The sequence below is a fragment of the Shewanella sp. MM_2022_3 genome, assembly GCF_022557375.1.
Classification (GTDB): domain Bacteria; phylum Pseudomonadota; class Gammaproteobacteria; order Enterobacterales; family Shewanellaceae; genus Shewanella; species Shewanella xiamenensis.
Map to the genome: position 1 here is coordinate 1 of NZ_JAKZGV010000098.1, position 2,788 is coordinate 2,788.

Here is a 2,788-nt window from a genome sequence, read left to right on the forward strand (position 1 = left end):
GTTTTGTGCCTGTTGCTTTATTACTTTGTTCTAATCAAGCTTTATCTGAGCCCTTAGATTTTTATGGGAGATTGTGGCTTGGTGTATCAAACTCTAGTCATGGTATTTCTGGTAATGAAAAGGTTAATGGTTTTTCACTTGAGAATTTTGCCTCATACGTTGGAATTAAAGGTGATTATGATGTGCATGAAGATTTTAGTTTGATATATAAGTTCGAAGCTGGAGTTGAAAGTTTTGATAATGATGATACAAATATTTTTAAACCGCGTAACTCATATTTAGGCTTTAAGGTTAAATATGGTAGTGTCGTTTTTGGGCGAAATGATACTGTATTCAAAACTTCAGAAGGTAAAGTCGATCTATTCAATATTACATCAAGTGATATGAATATGATTATTGCAGGTAATGACCGGTTAGGTGATTTAGTCACGATCAATACTGCAAAAGTTGCAGGCATGTCTCTTGGCATTACATATGCTTTCGATGATGATTTTAATCAAAAAAATCCAATGCTTGCTGACAATCAAAACAATTATGCTGTTAGTATAGTATATGGTGATCCTTCATTTAAAAAAGGAAATAGTTATCTTTCTCTCGCCTATGCTGATGGACTAAATTTGTTAGAGGCAACAAGAGTTGTTGCTGGTGTTGCTATTTCATCTATAAAAGTTGGGGCGATATATCAGTATTCTAAATCCAGTATCTATGAAAATGTTAAAGGCAATTCATATTTATTAAGTATGAGTATTCCTGTTAATAAATATGATTTCAAGTTTCAGTACCTTAAAGATGATGCTGGTCTGGGTAAAGTTACCAAAAATGCTGGTGCAGATCTTAAAACATTAAATAATAGTGATGCGAGTCAATATTCAATTGGTGTCGATTATAATCTGATGAAGGAATTAACATTTGGTGCAGCAGTAAGCTACTTTGAAGGCGAGTACTCAGATTCAAAAGGTAATAATGAATTTGACGATACTTTGATTTCGTTTTCAACAAGATACCTTTTTTAGAACATATCAAATAAAGCGGTCTAATAGACCGCTTTATTAAAATTAGATATCAGTCATGTTAAAAAATGTATCTTTCATTTATCTTGTTCCAACTGGAGTTTATTGGGGATGTAGATGCGCATTACGTTAAGGCAGTTAATGATCTTTAAGGCTATCTGTACCGAGAGGCAGATCTCAAAAGCGGCAAAACTGATGCACATGTCAACTCCTGCAGTGAGTATGGCTCTGAAAGAATTAGAGAACTCGCTAGGATGTCGACTATTTGAAAGAGCTGGTGGTGGCTTGGAGCTAAATGCCCATGGAAAAATTATTCTGCCTTATGCTAATGAAATGCTTAGTAAGGGAAATGAATTAGAGAAGCTTTTTAATTTTGCTGAGGATGGCGTTAAAGGTTGTTTAGTGATCGGTAGTAGTAAAACGGTTGGTAACTATGTTTTATCCAGAAAGATCCCATTATTTAAAGATAAATATCCAGACGTAAAAATTAAACTCATAATAGAGAATAGTCTGGTGATTGAAAAAATGGTATCAGAGAAAGAAATCGACTTAGGTTTCATTGATGCCAAGCCTGCAAGTAGAAATCTAGTATGCGAGCAATGGATGCAAGATAAGCTTTGCATTGTAAGTGGGTGCTCACATCCTGTAGCAAAGCAAGCATGTTCTAGTCATATTTTAAGTGAACAATTGTGGGTTTTTGACCATGAGTCCTCTCTGTCACATATTAGGGCTGTTCAATTGTTAAAAAGTTTAAACGTTTATGTCAGAAATGACATTTGTATGTCTACTATTGGGGCGATTAAACGTGCAATTGGAACGGGTATAGGTTTGAGTGTTTTACCCTATGTGGCTATAAAAGAAGAGTTAGAGCGGGGGGAGTTATGTTTGATCGATTTGAAAGGATGGGATTATAAACGCACTTACTGGTCAATCCAGCGAGAGTCTGATGAACTTTCATTACAGTCTAATATTTTTTTGAATTTTTTAAATAATGCTAGTTAGAAAGTTGGTGAAATAAATGATTTCTTCAGAGTGTGGAATCGTTATATTTTTAATCTCACTTCTTGTCGTTGTGTTATATTCAAACTCTTCATCTTGTCTTTTTTTTAAACGCTTTTATAGTGTTTTCCCTGTCATGTTTATTTGCTATACCTTACCTGCTGTATTTAGTTTTTTTAATGTGGTAGATGCAAGCAGGTCAAGTGTTGATGACTATTTTAAAGCGCATTTAATTCCATTTAGTTTATTTTTGCTAATAGTGAGTACGGATTTTATTACATTAAAGTCAGTCGGTGGAAAGATTTTATTGATGTTTTTCATCGGAACTGTTGGTGTTTGTATTGGAGGGCCAATTAGTTTATGGATTGGCTCTAAATTATTTCCAGAAGAGCTTTTATGGCAAGGTGGCGATGCAGCATGGCGTGGCATGGCAACATTAATGGCGAACTGGTTGGGTGGTACAGCAAACCAACTTGTAGTCAAAGAAATTCACCAAGTTGGCGAGGCCATTTTTGCAGTAATGATGACGATAAATGTGGTTTTTTCTGGCGTATGGATGGCTATTTTGTTGTTTTTGGCTAAAAAACAAAAAGCGATTGATAGAATGTTGGATGCTGATTTGAACAATTTACCTGTTTTTATTGAAGATGATATAACAAGGTTAGATGGCAAAAAACATTTTATTGGCTGTATGTTACTCATTTCTTTTTCATTATTTATTTTTTTGTTTTGTCATTCTGTCTCCGAATTTTTATCCCTAACAGTGAACAATTGTTTTC

Annotated in this window: 3 protein-coding genes; all 3 read left to right on the forward strand. The window is 34.4% G+C overall.

Annotated features, from left to right (window positions below):
* Positions 1-5: 5 nt before the first annotated feature.
* Positions 6-1,013: a porin gene (locus MMG82_RS21180; RefSeq protein WP_241407395.1), complete on the forward strand. Its 1,008-nt coding sequence runs from the start codon at positions 6-8 to the stop codon at positions 1,011-1,013.
* A 114-nt stretch (positions 1,014-1,127) separates the two neighbouring features.
* Entirely contained in the window at positions 1,128-2,012 is an 885-nt protein-coding gene (locus MMG82_RS21185) for a LysR family transcriptional regulator (RefSeq protein WP_037422278.1), read from the forward strand.
* A gap of 16 nt (positions 2,013-2,028) precedes the next feature.
* The coding region (locus MMG82_RS21190) for a DUF819 family protein (protein ID WP_241407394.1) at positions 2,029-2,788 on the forward strand (760 nt) is incomplete at its 3' end.